The organism is Stenotrophomonas sp. WED208 (genome assembly GCF_040984485.1).
In the GTDB taxonomy this organism is placed as follows: Bacteria; Pseudomonadota; Gammaproteobacteria; order Xanthomonadales; family Xanthomonadaceae; genus Stenotrophomonas; species Stenotrophomonas riyadhensis.
In genome coordinates, this window is sequence record NZ_JAZARB010000001.1 from 1050061 (window position 1) to 1064017 (window position 13957).

Consider the following 13957-nt stretch of genomic DNA (forward strand, 5'->3'; position numbering starts at 1 on the left):
GAGCCACCCGCGCCCATGGATGTCGCGCTTGCCTCTGGCAGGCCCGGTTTCGACCGGGCAGGCTGAGCCTGCTGTCGAACGCTGCCCGGCCGGGTGGCGTGATCGGGGCAGGCGGGTGCGATGTTAGCCACGACGTTAACGGTGCGTGAGAGGACGGGCTGGAACTGACCCGGAATTCACGTACCCTTGGTTCATGATTGCGAAGCGGTTCACTCCCGCTTTGCTATCCCTCGTTCCGGTTTCCCCCTATTGAGCGCTCCATGAAAAAGATGCCTCGCTGGCTTGCCGTGTTTGCGGCCCTGTTGCTGCCCTTCGCTGCCGTTGCGCAGCAGAGGGGACTGGATATCGACATCATCGGTGGCAATGCCTCCGCGTTGCCGATCACCATCGTGCCGATGCCCTACCAGGGTTCGGCCGCTGCACCGCAGACCGACGTCGCTGGCGTGGTCCGCGCCGACCTCGAGCGTTCGGGGCAGTTCCGCACGCTGCCGGAAGCACAGATCGTCGAAAAGCCGGTCCGTGGCGGCGACATCCAGTTCGCCACCTGGCGCGCGCTGAAGCAGAACTACATCGTGGTCGGCCGTGTGCTCGACGCCGGTGCCGGTGCCTACCGCGTCGAGTACGAACTGTTCGACGTGCCCAAGGGTGAGCGCCTGCTGGGCCTGGCGATGACCGCCCGTGGCAACGCCATGCGTGACGTCGCCCACCAGATGGCCGACGCCATCTACGAGAAGATCACCGGCATCCGTGGCGCCTTCTGGACCCGCATCGCCTACGTGACCGCCAGCGGCAAGGGCGACGCCATGCGCTACGCGCTGATGGTGGCCGACTCCGACGGCTTCAATCCGCAGACCATCGTGCGCTCGGCCGAGCCGCTGCTGTCGCCGTCGTGGAGCCCGGATGGCAGCAAGCTGGCCTATGTCAGCTTCGAGCGTGGCAACTCGGCGATCTACATCCAGAACATCGGCACCGGCGCGCGTGAGTTGGTCACCAGCTTCCGTGGCATCAACAGCGCCCCGGCGTTCTCGCCGGACGGCCGCAAGCTGGCCCTAACCCTGTCGCGTTCGGGCAACCCGGAAATCTACGTGATGGACCTGGGCAGCAAGCAGCTGACCCAGCTGACCAACCACTTCGCCATCGATACCGAGCCGACCTGGGCGCCGGACGGCAGCGCGGTGTACTTCACCTCCGACCGCGGCGGCCGTCCGCAGGTCTACAAGGTCGGTGCGGGCGGCGGCAGTGCCGAACGCGTGACCTTCCAGGGCAACTACAACGCCAAGCCCTCGGTGTCCTACGATGGCAAGAAGATTGCCGTCGCCCAGGGCTCGGGCAACAGCTACAAGATCGCGATGATGGACAGCTCGCTGGGGTCGCCTCGCTGGAGCACGCTGTCCCCGGGTTCGCTGGATGAATCTCCGAGCTTTGCGCCCAACGCAAGCATGGTGTTGTACGCCGCCCGCGAGGGTGGCCGTGGTGTCCTGTACGCCGTTTCTGCCGATGCGCGCGTGCGCCAGCGGTTGGTTCTGGCTGACGGAGATGTGCGCGAACCGGCATGGTCCCCATACCGTACCCAGCGCTAAAAGAGTGTTAATATTTTCGCTGTCTTGAACCCCTCATCGGCCTAGGAGCCACAAAGGTATCGCCATGAACAAGTCCACCCGCGTTCTGCTTGTTTCCCTGCTGTCTGTGGCCGTCCTGGCCGGTTGCTCGAAGAAGGTGAAGGAAGAGCCGGCAGCCCCGGTCGACACCGGCACCTCGACCACCACCCCGACCGCTCCGTCGACCTCCGGCCTGTACGGCCCGGGCGACCTGGACACCGACGCTTGCCTGCGCCAGCGCGTTGTCTACTTCGACCTGGACAAGGAAGACGTGAAGCCGGAATTCCAGGCCATCATGGCGTGCCACGCCAAGTACCTGCGTGACCGTCCGTCCTCGCGCATCACCCTGCAGGGCCACACCGACGAGCGCGGTTCGCGCGCGTACAACCAGGCCCTGGGCGAGCGTCGTGGCAACGGCGTCAACTCGGCCCTGCAGGCCAACGGTGGCTCGGCTTCGCAGCTGACCGTCGTGTCCTACGGTGAAGAGCGTCCGGTCTGCACCGAGTCGAACGAGTCCTGCTGGTCGCAGAACCGTCGCGTCGAAATCGTCTACACCGCGCAGTAATCCATGCGCATTGGCATCAAACTGATGCTGGTCGTTGCGGCAGCCCTCGTGGCTGCCGCACCGGCGCATGCACAGCGACAGAGCCTGGCTGACCGCGTCGGCGCGCTCGAGCAGCAGATGTACAACAACAGTGCCAACCAGGACCTGTTGAACCAGATCAATCAGCTGCGGCAGCAGGTCACCAGCCTGCAGGCCTCGATCGAGCAGTTGCAGCACGACAACGCCCAGCTCAAGCAGTCCGCCCAGGACCAGTACCTGGATCTGGACAGCCGCCTGAACCGGTTGGAAGGGGGCAATGCCGCCCCGGCCCTGCCGCCCGTTCCGGCGAGCGCGCCGAAGGCCGCCCCGGCCCCGGCAAAACCCGCAGCGGCGGCCACTTCCGAGCGGCCGCCTTCCGTCCATGGGGATGCCGGCAGCCTTGCCGCCACCGGCGACGAGCGCACTTCCTACAACGTCGCCTTCGATTCGCTGAAGGCCGGCAAGTACGATGATTCGGCGCAGCTGTTCCTGAGCTTCCTGCAGCTGTACCCGAACGGCGTCTATGCGCCGAACGCGCTGTACTGGCTGGGCGAGAGCTATTACGCCACCCGCAATTTCCCGATGGCCGAGACCCAGTTCCGTGAACTGCTCTCGCGCTATCCGACCCACGACAAGGCCGCTGGCGGCCTACTCAAGGTCGGCCTCTCGCAGTACGGCGAGGGCAAGGTCGACCAGGCCCAGCAGACGCTGGAGACCGTCGTGGCACAGTACCCCGGCTCGGACGCCGCGCGTACCGCGCAGGACCGCCTGCAGTCGATCCGTCTCGGCAAGCAGATCCGCTGATCCGCTGACCGGGCGTACAATATGTGTCCTGTAGAGCCGAGCCCACGCTCGGCTGCTTTCGTTTCCGGTTCGGCAAACCCGCCCGGATCCGGCAGCGCCGGGCCATGCCCGGCGGCTCGCATTACCGGCTGGGCCACACCCGACCGGCCGCTGTTGTAGAGCCGAGCCATGCTCGGCTGCTTTCGTTACCGGCCACGGTAGCCCACCCGCCACGTGTCCCACCAAGAAGTCCCCGCCATGATCGCCGTTACCCCGTCCAGCGCCGCCGCCACGCCCAGCGAGATCGTGCAGTCGCCGCTGCCACGCCTGAAGATCACCGAGATCTTCACCTCGCTGCAGGGCGAAGCCGATACCGCCGGCTGGCCGACCGTGTTCGTGCGCCTGACCGGCTGCCCGCTGCGTTGCCAGTACTGCGACACCGCCTATGCCTTCCACGGCGGCACCTGGTGGGACATCGACGACATCGTGACGGAGGTGCTGGCCCAGGGCGTGCGCCACGTCTGCGTGACCGGTGGCGAGCCGCTGGCACAGAAGCGCTGCCTGGTACTGCTGCAGAAGCTGTGCGACGCCGGCATGGACGTCTCGCTGGAAACCTCCGGCGCGCTGGACGTCAGCGCCGTGGACCCCCGGGTATCGCGCGTGGTCGACATCAAGACCCCGGGTTCGGCCGAAGTGGCGCGCAACCGCCTGGAAAACCTGCAGCTGCTGACCGCGCGCGACCAGATCAAGTTCGTCATCTGCAACCGCGAGGATTACGACTGGGCCAAGGCGATGGTGGCCGAGCACGATCTGGTGAAGCGTTGCACCGTGTTCTTCTCGCCGAGCAAGGGGGAGATCACCGCGCGCCAGCTGGCCGACTGGATCGTCGAAGACCGGCTGCCGGTGCGCTTCCAGATGCAGTTGCATAAAATCCTGTGGAACGACGAGCCGGGCCGATGAGCCCAGGCAGCGTTCCCTGATGTAGCTCCGGCGCGGGACAGCGTGCTGGCTTTCCCCTCCCAACCGGATGTTTTACCCATGAAGAAGGCAGTCGTGCTTCTCTCCGGCGGCATGGATTCAGCCGCCGTCATCGCCATGGCCCAGGAACAGGGCTTCGCCGTGCATGCCCTGAGCGTGCGCTACGGCCAGCGCCATACCTCCGAACTGGATGCCGCCGCCCGCGTGGCCAAGGCCCAGGGCGTGGTCGCGCACAAGACCGTGGACGTGGACCTGCGCAGCATTGGTGGCTCGGCGCTGACCGACGATATCGACGTGCCCGAGGCCGGCGGTGCCGGCATCCCGGTCACCTACGTACCGGCGCGCAACACCATCATGTTGTCGCTGGCGCTGGGCTGGGCCGAAGTGCTTGGCGCCAACGACATCTTCTGCGGCGTCAACGCCGTGGACTACTCCGGCTACCCGGACTGCCGCCCAGAGTTCGTGGCCGCGTTCCAGGCACTGGCCAACCTGGCTACCAAGTCGGGCGTGGAAGGTGCGGGCATCAAGGTGCACGCGCCGCTGCAGTTCCTCAGCAAGGGCCAGATCGTCAGCGAAGGCGTGCGTCTGGGCGTGGACTTCGGCCTGACCGTGTCCTGCTACAACGCCGACGCCAACGGCGCCGCCTGTGGCCACTGCGATGCCTGCCGCCTGCGCGCGCAGGGCTTTTCCGAAGCCGGCGTGGCCGACCCGACGCTGTACGCCTGACCGCGTCTGGTAGAGCCGGCCGCTGGCCGGCTTCCCTGATGGGGGTGAATTCCAAGATGGTGGGTGCGAACTGCTCCTCGGTGGGTGCGAACCTTGGTTCGCACTCCCTGACCCGCCGGGCAGGTCTGACTATGGTGGGTGCCAACCTTGGTTGGCACTGTCTGCCAGGCAAGGCCCGGCGTTATCTCTGCCGCAACCACCCCGACGCGTCAATAAACGCCCGCACCGCCCCCGGGTCGGCATAGTCCAGCTCGATCATCCGCGCGATCGCCGCCTTCTCATCAGCCTGCTGTCGCATGTACTCCTGCGCGATGCGATACCCGGCGTAATAGCCCACATCACTCACCCCGAACGGATTGCGGGCGCTGTTGTACAGCCAGTTGTCCAGGTCATCGCCGTCCATCTCAGCGATGAAGCGCGTGCGGATTTCCGCCTCGTGTGTTGCGCCGTAGTCGTAGAAGGGCAATGCCGGCCGGCGCCCGCTCAGTCGCTCGGCCACATACTCGGCCACGCCTTCGCGCACCGCGTACTGGGCCAGGCTGCCGGTGGTCTCGCGCTGCTGGGTATGCACGTACTCGTGCAGGTTGTTCTGCGCGTTGTTCGCCCCCGGGCGGCTGTCGTAGAAGATCCGCAGGCGGCTGCGCATCGGCTCCGGCAGCTCGCTCACGTCCACGCGTTCATCGCCCAGCGCCATCTCCGCGCCGATCAGCACCTTGTCACCCAGCGTGGTGCCGCCGGTGCGCAGCACACCGACCGCGTAGGTGATGGTGGCCGGGCGCAGCGCCGGGTAAAGCTCCCGGAACGCGGCCAGGTCCCGTTCCAGGGTGGCGCTGGCCTGCTGCGCGTTGGCGGTCAATGGGCGTACCGACGTCCAGAAGCGCGGCCACGCACGCATGGCCTCGGCGTACTCGCGGGCGGTGTAGTGGCGCACCTGCATCAGTGCACGCAGGCCAGGGCTGCCCGGATCGATGTAGCGCTGCTGGACGAGTGCCACCTGGCGTTCGACGTCGGGCTCGGCGCGCACCGCGTCATAGGTGGCCCAGAAGCGGCCGATATCATCGGTGACGACCTGGGAAGGGGCGGCCAGTACCGAACATGGCAGCAACAAGGCAGCAATCAGGCTGAAGGGCAGGCGCATCCATGGCTCGGGGGAAAGATCACAGATGGGATGCGACGGCGGCCCGGAAGGTTTAAGCGGGCTCACCAGATCGGGTAGTGCCGGCCGCTGGCCGGCACCTTCGGCACACCCGGGCTTCGCGCTGCCCGCCAAAGTAGGGTAGAATGCCCACCCCGCCGAAAGGCTGGGGCAGTGCAATGGGCCGTTAGCTCAGTCGGTAGAGCAGAAGACTTTTAATCTTTTGGTCGAAGGTTCGAATCCTTCACGGCCCACCATTGCATCCAATGACCCAGGTCATTCAGAAAGGCACCGCCAAGCGGTGCCTTTTTTGTTGCTCCCGGTGCCGGGCTCCTACTTCGTCCGCGCTCCCTTTGCCGTTGCGGCTGCTGCGTCAGCAGCCTCCTGTGCAGCCGTTGCTGCGGCATTCGCAGAGCGCTCGATCGCGACGCGTTCCGCCTCGAAATCGGCCCGGCGCTGTGCACTCATCCTGCGCTCCAGTTCCATCGATGCGACGAAGCTCTCCGGATACTTCGAGGCACAGGCCTGTTGCACCAGTTGCACCGCGTGATCGGACAACCCCGGCTGGATATGACCCAGCAGGCAGTCCGCATACGACGCAGATGTGGATTGGCTCCCTGTGGGTTGCGGTGAGCCTGCGGCAAGGGCAACAGCAATCAATGCACTCAACATCGAAACCTCCTTGTAGTGGTCGGCTAGGGCGGCCGGGGCTGCCAGCTTCGAGCATACCGCCATCCTGGCCCGTCGTCGCTCGGCGGGCGCATCATGGTTCCAGCACGCATGGACCAGAATCGAGCGTTCGGCAGGGATGTGCCTTCGCGTGAATCCATCGCATTGCAGTGCGACCCACCCGGCTCGAGGCCCTGACGCTATGCTCGGCACTTTCCCAGGATGGGCCGTCCCATGCGTCTGATCGTGCTGTCGCTGTTGTTGTCCGTCGTCTCCGCCGCACCGCTGATGGCCGCCGAAACCACGTCGCCCGCTGCCGCCACACCCCTGGTGATCGGCGAGACCTTCACCATTGAGTCGAAGGTGCTTGGCGAAACCCGTCGCATCAATGTCTATCGCCCGCAGCCATGGGGCCTCGACCCGAAGGCGCCGTTGCCGGTGTTGTACATGCCCGACGGCGGCATCGGTGAAGACTTCCTGCATGTGGCCGGGCTGGTGCAGGTACTGACCGGCAACGGCAGCATGCGCCCGTTCCTGCTGGTCGGCATCGAGAACACCGAGCGCCGCCGCGACATGACCGGGCCCAGCAAGGATCCGCAGGACCAGAAGATCGCGCCGCGCATCGGTGGCTCGGCGGCCTACCGCAGCTTCCTGCGCGATGAACTGATGCCGCAGGTGCGCCAGCGCTACCCGACCACCGACGAGCGCGCGCTGATCGGTGAATCGCTGGCCGGCCTGTTCGTGGTCGAGACGCTGCTGCAGGAGCCGACACTGTTCAACAGCTACATCGCGCTGGACCCCAGCCTGTGGTGGAACCGTGGCGCGATGCTGGCCGGCGCAGCCAAGCAGCTGCCGGCGGTGACGCGCGCGAAGCCGCAGGTGTTCCTGGCCAGCAGCGGGCAGCCGGAATTGGCCACCTCCGCTGCGCAGCTGGCTACGCTGCTGCAACAGGCGTCGCCGTCGCCGCTGGTGAAGTACCTGCCACTGCCGGAGGAAACGCACGCGACGATCTATCATCCGGCCGCATTGCAGGCGCTGCGCACGCTGTTCCCGGCACCGCCGCCGGTCTCGCCCTGACCGCACTGGCACCGCGCCGCACGCCATGCAAGGATGCGGCAGCGGCGCCATCCGGTGCGCCGCCCGCAACGGGAGCGTGTGGATGCAGCGTGTGCGTGGATGGAGTGTGGCGGCCTGCCTGGCCGTGAGTGGCTGTGCGATGTCGGTGGCACCGCCGGCAACGCAGAGTGAAGCGAAGGAAAGCGCGGCCACCGCAGCGCCGGGTGTGGTGTTGCCGGATACCGAAGCGCTGCGTGTGCACGATCCGGTCGGCCGCGATTACCCGGTCTGGGTGGCGTTGCCGGCCGACTACGCCGCGCATCCGGAAAAGCACTACCCGGTGCTGTACGTGACAGACGCGCTGTACAGCTTCCCGCTGGTGCGCAGCGTGCGCAACATGGTCGGGCAGAAGGGCGTCAACATCGAGGATTTCATCCTGGTCGGTTTGCCGCCGCAGGAGGGGCTGACGTCGAAGCAGAGCCGCTCGCGTGATTACACCCCCAGCAATCCGGCGCGCACCGATCCGCGTGACTACAGCGATGACGTCAGCTATGGCGGCGCCGCACACTACCGCGATTTCCTCGCCGAACGCGTGTTGCCGATGATCGATGCGCGCTACCGCACCGATCCGGCGCGACGCGCCTATGCCGGCCATTCCTATGGCGGCCTGTTCGGTGCCTACGTGCTGACCACGCGTCCGGACATGTTCCGGACCTACATCCTGTCCAGCCCGTCGCTGTGGTTCGACAACCACTTTGTGCCGCGCCTGCAGGCCGAGGCCAAGGCGCCTGCGCAGCCGACCACGGTGGTGCTGTCAGTCGGCAGCTTCGAGACGGTCAAGCCCGAACCGCGCTACTTCACCCGCAACGACATGCTGCGCCACAACGCCGAGTTCGCCGAGCAGCTACGCGCCAGCGGGCATTCGTTGAAAGTGGAGAACATGGTGATCGACGACGAGGACCACTTCACGGTCTACCCGGACATGATCACCCGCGCGTTGTTGAAGGTGTTCCCGGGTACCGGGCCGTACAGCAGCGGTTGACGGCCGGTTGCATCCACGCATGGCGTGGATGATTGCCTCAGGCCGCGCTGGCCTGCGGCGGCGGTATCAACGTGGCATCCGCTGCATGGCGGAAACACAGGCGGATGGCATCGAGCAGTTCGCTCATGCTGTACGGCTTGGGCAGGAAGTGGATGCCGGCGCGCAGCTGCGGCAGCACGCGGTGCTGGTCCATGCCGGAGGTGACCAGGATCGGCAGCTGCGGCAGGTGCTCGCGCACGCGGTTGGCGGTTTCGATGCCGCTGATGCCGCCCAGGCAGACGTCGGTGAACAGCAGGTCGAATGGTTCGCCGGCGTTGAGCAGGCCCAGTGCGGCCTCGGCGCTGCTGACAGCGGTGACCTGGCAGGCCTGGCTTTCCAGGGCGAGGCGACTGAGTTCCTGGGTTTCCTCGGCGTCCTCGATCAGCAGGACGCGCGGTTCCACAAAGCGCTTGGACAGCAACATGACGCGGCAACTCCGGACAACAGGGGGAGCGAAAGGCGCGAAAGTATGCGCAAGCCGGTAGTGAGCCCGGCGTGCACGGCAAGCTAAGTGGGCGTTACAGCCGCCCGCGCCGCTGGCGGCGCACGTGCGAGGCCAGCACCAGCACCGCCAGCAGGGCCGTGCCGATGCGCAGGCTGGTGGCCTGCCAGCCGAGCGCGACGGCGTCATCAAGGCTGAACACATTCCAGGCCAGGTTCATCGACACGTGCAGGACCAGGCCACACCAGAGGGTGTCGCCATCCAGATGGTCCAGCCAGGCGAAGATGAAGCCGCCCAGGGCGATTACCGCGCCAATGAACAGCGCGATGCCGCCACCGTTGAAGCCGCCGAAGCCGAGCCAGTGCACCATGCCGAACAGCAATGCCTGCGGCAGCGCGAGCAGCGGCCACGGACCACGCACGATCTTCACCAGCAGCACGAAGCCCAGGCCGCGGAACAGCACTTCCTCGGCCAGCGGGAACAGCACGCCCAGCATCGTGGCATCCAGCGTGGTCAACGCCGTGTTCGGGGTACCGAGCAGCGCCAGGCCCAGCCAGCACGGCAGGCTGGCCAACAGCACCCACATCGGGCCTCCCCAGCCATTTCCGCGCAGCCCGAGGCTGGCCGACAGACCCATGCCACGGGGCCGCAGCAGCGCGGCCAACAGTAGTGCCGCCAGCACCGCCAGCGCATTGTCCAGCAGGCTGCCGCCGTAGGGCATGGGCAGGGCAGGAATCGGAGTCCCTGCGGCCGCGGCGATATCGCGCAGGTTCAGGCCCAGGCCAACGCCCAGCAGGACCAGCAGCAGGCGCGCGGTGGTGGGCAGGCGGGACAACGCGGTCATGTACGCACTCCCTGCGGAACAGGGGCCCAGTGTGTGCGACTGCCGCCGCATCGGCGTGCGTCGGAAGTCCCTGTGCCATCGGTCATGCGTTGCCGCACAGTCATCACCGCACAGGTACAGTCGATGCAGGACCGACAGGAGCAATGCCGATGCTGTGCCCCGTGTGCAAGACCCAGACCCTGCAGATGGCCGAACGCCATGGCATCGAGATCGACTATTGCCCCGGCTGTCGGGGCGTGTGGCTGGATCGTGGTGAACTGGACAAGATCATCGAGCGCGCCGGCGCCGGCGCCGGTGCCGCCATGCCGCCGCCCGCACCCGTGCAGGCTCAGCCGACGTCCGCGCCGCCACCGGTGATGCACCGCGATACCCGCCACCTCGGCCAGCGCTACGAGGACAACCGTGGCCACGGATACAAGAAAAAGAAGAAGGACAGTTTCCTGTCGGAACTGTTCGACTTCTAGGCGCTTCGCGCTTTGTGGAGTCGAGCCATGCTCGACTGGCTGTTGCCGCCAATAGTCGAGCATGGCTCGACTCTACATGGGGCGCGTGATCACGGCCGCCGCAGGATGAACTCGCGGTCGTGGGTGTCGCCGACGATGAAGTCGTACTCGCCGACCTTGTTGCAGCCGTAACGCGCATAGAAGCGCTGTGCGCCGAAATTTTCTTCCCACACGCCCACCCACAGGGTGCGGCGCTGCGGTTGGTCCAGCCACGCCATGAACGCGTCCATCAGGCGTGCACCGTGGCCGCCGTTCTGGTGTGTGGCCAGGATGTAGAACCGCTTCAGTTCGATGTCGCCCTCGCGTGACTCGGCATGCGGCAGGGTGTTGGCACCGGCGGCCAGATAGCCGACCACCGACTCACCGTCCATCAACAGCCAGATGGCACTGCGTGGATCGGACAGTTCGATGCGCTGCGGCTTGCTGCTGTAGTGGTCCTGCAGGAAATCGTGCAGCTCCTGCGGCGGATACGAGTCGCCCCAGGTCTCGGTGTAGGTAGCGATGGCGATCGCCGACAACGCTTCGACATCGGCAAGGGTGGCGCGGCGGATCTGCAACGACATGGTGGTGCCTGCATTGGAACGTGGCGCAGTGTAGCCGGCCCCGGCGGGTGCCGGGGCTGGCGATTGCTCACGATCCGCTGCTCAGAACCACATGCGCACGCCGGCCACCCAGCGCGTGTCGCGCGCGTGGTCACCGGCGTAATCGGCGGTGTCGCCAAACGTGCGCTCGTGGCTGATGCCGATGTACGGCGCGAAGCGGCGGCTGAACTCATAGCGCAGGCGCAGCCCGGCCTCGACCTTGTTCAGGCCGCGGCCGATGCCGTACTCCCGTTCGTCCTTGGCCGCCACCGTGGCGCCCAGCAATGGCTGCAGGATCAAGCGGTTGGTCAGCAGTACGTCGTACTCGACTTCGCCCTTGGCCAGCACCTGGCCACCTGAGCCCATGTACAGCGTGGCCGAGCTCTCGAACTTGTACGGCGCCAGGCCCTGGATGCCGACCGCCGCCCAGGTGCGCGAGTCGGCCGGGCGGAAGTCCTGGCGCACGCCGACCAGCACGTCCCACCATGGCGACACGCTGCGGCCATACAGTGCTTCCAGTGACGACGATTCGGTGCGGCCACGGCTGCGTTCGCCATCGGTGCGCAGCCACAGACGGTTGATGTTGCCGCCGATCCAGCCAGTGGCCTCCCAGGCCTGGCCGTTGCTGCTCTTGCCATCCCAATGCTCAAGCCGGTCGATCAGCAGCAGGCTGTTGATCTCCGGCGCATGCTCCATCGCACCGTGGGCGATGGGCGGGAAAGCAGCGGCGCGGTCGGCGTCGGTCGGGACCGGGATCGGCTCGCGCGGTTCGGTGGGCGCGGGCGCGCCGTGACCCATCGCCGCATGATCCATCCTGGAATGGTCCATCGTGGTGTTGTCCATCGCCGCCGGCTGCATCGCGCCGTGGTCCATCTTCGAGTGATCCATGGCTGAGTGGTCCATCGCGCCCGGATCCATCTTCGAATGATCCATCTTCGAATGATCGACCGGCTCGACAGGTTCGACCGGCGCCTTCGCGGTTTTCGCGGGCGGATCCATCGCGGCCATGTCATGACCAGCGTGCGACTGCGCGAACACCGGCAATGCGGCGGCCAGGCCCAGGGCCAGCAGGCTGGGGGAAAGCAGTGAGCGGCTCATTCTTCGATCCTCACTTCGCGCATCATGCCCGCTTCCATGTGGTACAGCAGATGGCAGTGGTAGGCCCAGCGGCCGAGCGCATCGGCGCGCACGCGGTAGCTGCGGCGGGTGCCGGGCGGCATGTCGATGGTGTGCTTGCGCAGCTGGAACTCGCCCTGCGCGTTTTCCAAGTCGCTCCACACGCCGTGCAGGTGGATCGGGTGCTGCATCATGGTGTCGTTGACCAGCACGATGCGCATGCGCTCGCCGTAGTTCAGCCGCAGCGGTTCGGCGCTGGCAAACGGGATGCCATCGAACGACCAGGAGAACTTCTCCATGTGGCCGGTCAGGTGCAGCTCGATCTCGCGGCTCGGCTCGCGGCCATCCGGGTCTTCGAACAGGCTGCGCATCGCGCCGTAGGTCAGCACCTGGCGGCCGTTGTCGCGCAGGCCGATGCCAGGATCGTCCAGCTTTGGTTCGGTGGCTGAGCTCTGCATGTCCACCAGCGGGTTGTTGCGTTCGCTGGCCGGGTGCTTCGGTGCCTTGCTGGCGGTGTCGCCGCCGGCGGGCGCGCCGTGGCCCATGCTGGCGCCGCAGCCGCCTTCCATGCCCTTCATCGCGGCCATGTCGTGGCCGCCGTGGCCACCACCGCCCATGTCATGGCCCGACATGCCATGGCCCATGTCGGCCATGGTCAGCAGCACGCGCGGGTCGCGCTCGGGAATCGGCGCCTGCAGGCCGTGGCGAACCGCCAGTGTGCCGGCGGCGTAGCCGGTGCGGCCCATGTCCTGGCAGAAGATCGTGTAGGCATCCTGGCCGCTCGGTTCCACCAGCACGTCGTAGGTCTCGGCCGGGGCGATGCGGAATTCATCGATGCTCACCGGGTGGATGTACTGGCCATCGGCGGCGACCACGGTCATCTTCAAACCAGGAATGCGCACGTCGAAGTAGGTCATCGACCCGCCATTGATGAAGCGCAGCAGCACCTTCTCGCCACTGCGGAACAGCCCGGTCCAGTTGCCCGCCGGGGCAGTGCCGTTCATCAGGTAGGTATAGGTGTTGGCGTTGACGTCGGACAGGTCGGTCGGCGTCATCCGCATCCGTCCCCACATGCCGCGGTCAGACAGCGCCGCCGACCAGCCGTCGCGCTTCACGTCGCGCAGGAAATCCGGCAGCGTGCGCATGTAGTAGTTGTCGTACGCCGCCAGCTTCTTCATGCGGCGGAACAGCGCGCCCGGGTCCATGTCGGTCCAGTCGGACAGCATGATCACGTGCTCGCGGTCGTGCCGGTACGGCGCCGGCTCGGCGGGGTCGATGATCAGTGCACCGTACAGGCCGGCCTGCTCCTGGAACATCGAGTGGCTGTGGTACCAGTAGGTGCCCGACTGCTTCAGCTCGAAGTGGTAGTGATAGGTCTCACCAGGGCCGATGCCGTTGAAGCTCAGGCCGGGCACGCCGTCCATGTTGGCGGGCAGCAGGATGCCGTGCCAGTGGATCGAGGTCGGGTGGCGTTCCAGCGTGTTGCGCACGAACAGGTCCACAGTCTGGCCTTCGCGCCAGCGCAGGATCGGTGCCGGCAGCGAGCCGTTGACGGTGATCGCCGGGCGGGTGCGGCCGGTGAAGTTGGCCAGCGATTCGCCGATGGCCAGTTCGATGCGGGTGTCGCTGAGCACGGCGGGGGCGCCGGCCAGCCGTGGGGCGGCCGTGGCGGCGGCGAGCGCGCGCTGCGGAACGCCGACAGCGGCGATGCCGGCAACCACGCCGCCGGCGGCCAGGCCCTGCACGAACAGGCGGCGCGACGGCATGGGCACAGCGCCCGGACCGGGGGGAATGCGGGTATTCATGGTGGTGACTCCAGACACGTGAAGACGCCGGCAGGCGGCCGGCTACGGTGCGCAGGG

The 13957-nt window shown here is 66.7% G+C and carries 15 protein-coding genes and 1 tRNA gene; 9 read left to right on the forward strand and 7 right to left on the reverse strand.

Annotated elements, in window-relative coordinates:
* The first annotated feature begins 260 nt into the window (after positions 1-260).
* The 5 genes from tolB (at position 261) to queC (ending at position 4668) form a co-directional block, all read left to right on the forward strand.
* Positions 261-1580, forward strand: coding sequence for a Tol-Pal system beta propeller repeat protein TolB (tolB, locus tag VPH47_RS04630; protein WP_110713294.1), 1320 nt, complete (start codon positions 261-263; stop codon positions 1578-1580).
* Between the two features lie 64 nt (positions 1581-1644).
* The gene (pal, locus tag VPH47_RS04635) at positions 1645-2163 is read left to right on the forward strand and encodes a peptidoglycan-associated lipoprotein Pal (RefSeq protein WP_032128527.1); all 519 of its coding nucleotides are present in this window, start codon (positions 1645-1647) and stop codon (positions 2161-2163) included.
* Positions 2164-2166: 3 nt separating this feature from the next.
* Positions 2167-2985, forward strand: a complete 819-nt coding sequence (gene ybgF / locus VPH47_RS04640) for a tol-pal system protein YbgF (protein WP_054172360.1) — start codon at positions 2167-2169, stop codon at positions 2983-2985.
* Between the two features lie 237 nt (positions 2986-3222).
* Complete coding sequence (gene queE / locus VPH47_RS04645; RefSeq protein WP_368850227.1) at positions 3223-3924, forward strand: 7-carboxy-7-deazaguanine synthase QueE; 702 nt, start codon at positions 3223-3225, stop codon at positions 3922-3924.
* 78 nt (positions 3925-4002) lie between these two features.
* Positions 4003-4668, forward strand: a complete 666-nt coding sequence (queC, locus tag VPH47_RS04650; RefSeq protein WP_248858181.1) for a 7-cyano-7-deazaguanine synthase QueC — start codon at positions 4003-4005, stop codon at positions 4666-4668.
* Positions 4669-4849: 181 nt separating this feature from the next.
* Here queC and VPH47_RS04655 read toward each other — a convergent pair whose 3' ends face one another.
* Positions 4850-5806 carry a DUF2268 domain-containing putative Zn-dependent protease gene (locus tag VPH47_RS04655; RefSeq protein WP_368850228.1) on the reverse strand — a complete coding sequence of 319 codons (957 nt, stop codon included), beginning with the start codon at positions 5804-5806 and terminating at the stop codon, positions 4850-4852.
* Positions 5807-5984: 178 nt separating this feature from the next.
* On the opposite strand from VPH47_RS04655, the gene VPH47_RS04660 reads away from it, so the two are divergent.
* Positions 5985-6060, forward strand: a tRNA-Lys gene (locus VPH47_RS04660).
* 76 nt (positions 6061-6136) lie between these two features.
* Here the strand turns inward: VPH47_RS04660 and VPH47_RS04665 are convergent.
* Positions 6137-6475: a hypothetical protein gene (locus tag VPH47_RS04665; protein ID WP_153855711.1), complete on the reverse strand. Its 339-nt coding sequence runs from the start codon at positions 6473-6475 to the stop codon at positions 6137-6139.
* Positions 6476-6706: 231 nt separating this feature from the next.
* Here VPH47_RS04665 and VPH47_RS04670 point away from each other — a divergent pair, with 231 nt between their 5' ends.
* Positions 6707-7549, forward strand: coding sequence for an alpha/beta hydrolase (locus VPH47_RS04670; RefSeq protein ID WP_368850229.1), 843 nt, complete (start codon positions 6707-6709; stop codon positions 7547-7549).
* 82 nt (positions 7550-7631) lie between these two features.
* Positions 7632-8570 (forward strand): alpha/beta hydrolase, encoded by a 939-nt coding sequence (locus tag VPH47_RS04675; RefSeq protein WP_368850230.1) that lies wholly within the window; start codon positions 7632-7634, stop codon positions 8568-8570.
* Between the two features lie 37 nt (positions 8571-8607).
* On the opposite strand, the gene VPH47_RS04680 is transcribed toward VPH47_RS04675, so the two are convergent.
* Positions 8608-9033: a response regulator gene (locus VPH47_RS04680; RefSeq protein ID WP_049400506.1), complete on the reverse strand. Its 426-nt coding sequence runs from the start codon at positions 9031-9033 to the stop codon at positions 8608-8610.
* A 94-nt stretch (positions 9034-9127) separates the two neighbouring features.
* A complete protein-coding gene (locus VPH47_RS04685) occupies positions 9128-9895 on the reverse strand; it encodes a CPBP family glutamic-type intramembrane protease (RefSeq protein ID WP_180846408.1) in 768 nt (255 codons plus the stop codon).
* Between the two features lie 149 nt (positions 9896-10044).
* On the opposite strand from VPH47_RS04685, the gene VPH47_RS04690 reads away from it, so the two are divergent.
* On the forward strand, positions 10045-10359 hold the full coding sequence (locus tag VPH47_RS04690; protein WP_368850231.1) for a zf-TFIIB domain-containing protein: 315 nt from the start codon (positions 10045-10047) through the stop codon (positions 10357-10359).
* 89 nt (positions 10360-10448) lie between these two features.
* On the opposite strand, the gene VPH47_RS04695 is transcribed toward VPH47_RS04690, so the two are convergent.
* The 3 genes from VPH47_RS04695 to VPH47_RS04705 all read right to left on the reverse strand — a co-directional run bounded on the left by VPH47_RS04695 (position 10449) and on the right by VPH47_RS04705 (position 13900).
* Positions 10449-10961: a GNAT family N-acetyltransferase gene (locus VPH47_RS04695; RefSeq protein WP_110713283.1), complete on the reverse strand. Its 513-nt coding sequence runs from the start codon at positions 10959-10961 to the stop codon at positions 10449-10451.
* A gap of 81 nt (positions 10962-11042) precedes the next feature.
* Entirely contained in the window at positions 11043-12077 is a 1035-nt protein-coding gene (locus VPH47_RS04700; RefSeq protein WP_368850232.1) for a copper resistance protein B, read from the reverse strand.
* Positions 12074-13900: a copper resistance system multicopper oxidase gene (locus tag VPH47_RS04705; RefSeq protein WP_110713280.1), complete on the reverse strand. Its 1827-nt coding sequence runs from the start codon at positions 13898-13900 to the stop codon at positions 12074-12076. The genes VPH47_RS04700 and VPH47_RS04705 overlap by 4 nt, the downstream gene beginning before the upstream one ends.
* Between the last annotated feature and the right edge of the window lie 57 nt (positions 13901-13957).

Bases quoted from the DNA above. Each gene is read 5' to 3' on its own strand.
- tolB (WP_110713294.1), top strand. From the start codon at position 261: ATGAAAAAGATGCCTCGCTGGCTTGCCGTGTTTGCGGCCCTGTTGCTG.
- pal (WP_032128527.1), top strand. From the start codon at position 1,645: ATGAACAAGTCCACCCGCGTTCTGCTTGTTTCCCTGCTGTCTGTGGCC.
- ybgF (WP_054172360.1), top strand. From the start codon at position 2,167: ATGCGCATTGGCATCAAACTGATGCTGGTCGTTGCGGCAGCCCTCGTG.
- queE (WP_368850227.1), top strand. From the start codon at position 3,223: ATGATCGCCGTTACCCCGTCCAGCGCCGCCGCCACGCCCAGCGAGATC.
- queC (WP_248858181.1), top strand. From the start codon at position 4,003: ATGAAGAAGGCAGTCGTGCTTCTCTCCGGCGGCATGGATTCAGCCGCC.
- VPH47_RS04655 (WP_368850228.1), bottom strand. From the start codon at position 5,806: ATGCGCCTGCCCTTCAGCCTGATTGCTGCCTTGTTGCTGCCATGTTCG.
- VPH47_RS04665 (WP_153855711.1), bottom strand. From the start codon at position 6,475: ATGTTGAGTGCATTGATTGCTGTTGCCCTTGCCGCAGGCTCACCGCAA.
- VPH47_RS04670 (WP_368850229.1), top strand. From the start codon at position 6,707: ATGCGTCTGATCGTGCTGTCGCTGTTGTTGTCCGTCGTCTCCGCCGCA.
- VPH47_RS04675 (WP_368850230.1), top strand. From the start codon at position 7,632: ATGCAGCGTGTGCGTGGATGGAGTGTGGCGGCCTGCCTGGCCGTGAGT.
- VPH47_RS04680 (WP_049400506.1), bottom strand. From the start codon at position 9,033: ATGTTGCTGTCCAAGCGCTTTGTGGAACCGCGCGTCCTGCTGATCGAG.
- VPH47_RS04685 (WP_180846408.1), bottom strand. From the start codon at position 9,895: ATGACCGCGTTGTCCCGCCTGCCCACCACCGCGCGCCTGCTGCTGGTC.
- VPH47_RS04690 (WP_368850231.1), top strand. From the start codon at position 10,045: ATGCTGTGCCCCGTGTGCAAGACCCAGACCCTGCAGATGGCCGAACGC.
- VPH47_RS04695 (WP_110713283.1), bottom strand. From the start codon at position 10,961: ATGTCGTTGCAGATCCGCCGCGCCACCCTTGCCGATGTCGAAGCGTTG.
- VPH47_RS04700 (WP_368850232.1), bottom strand. From the start codon at position 12,077: ATGAGCCGCTCACTGCTTTCCCCCAGCCTGCTGGCCCTGGGCCTGGCC.
- VPH47_RS04705 (WP_110713280.1), bottom strand. From the start codon at position 13,900: ATGAATACCCGCATTCCCCCCGGTCCGGGCGCTGTGCCCATGCCGTCG.